The organism is Planosporangium thailandense (genome assembly GCF_011947195.1).
Classification (GTDB): domain Bacteria; phylum Actinomycetota; class Actinomycetes; order Mycobacteriales; family Micromonosporaceae; genus Planosporangium; species Planosporangium thailandense.
Genome location: NZ_JAATVY010000099.1, coordinates 1 through 468, shown reverse-complemented (window position 1 = coordinate 468; position 468 = coordinate 1). Strand labels below are relative to the sequence as shown.

The 468-nt window shown below is 73.3% G+C and carries 1 protein-coding gene; it reads left to right on the top strand.

What is annotated here, in order from left to right:
- Positions 1 to 87 precede the first annotated feature (87 nt).
- On the top strand, positions 88 to 468 hold a 381-nt coding region (locus HC031_RS32305), incomplete at its 3' end, for an LPXTG cell wall anchor domain-containing protein (RefSeq protein WP_167929247.1).

Here is a 468-nt window from a genome sequence, read left to right as displayed (position 1 = left end):
CCACGCGTGGTCGCACAAGGCGAAACCCCAGTAGTTCCACAGTCAGTGTTTCCGGCTCTGTGATCTCGAGGGGGAATTGTGCGCAAGGTGATTGAGCAGGAATCGTCGCGGCAGGCGCGGCACCCGGGACGTGTTCGGCGGCTGTCGGCGGCGGCGGCGCTGTCGGCGATGGCGGTGGCCCCGGCCGCGGTCGTGCTGGCGGATGCCGGCGGGGCGGCGGCCAACCGGCCGGTGGCGGGCGCGACGGCGTCGGTTGTGCCGAAGGGCGCGGTCAGCGCCGGTGGTGGTGGCATGGCCGGTCAGATGCTGCAGGGGGCGTCGCCTACGCCGACCGGCGCGGTCAGTGCCGGTGGCGGTGGTACGGCGGGCTCGCACGGCAATCCGACGGTGCTGCTGTCGCTTGCGGGTGCGGGGCTGCTCGGCGCGGGCGGCATCGTGGTGGCTCGTCGCCGTCGGGCCCTGAATGAG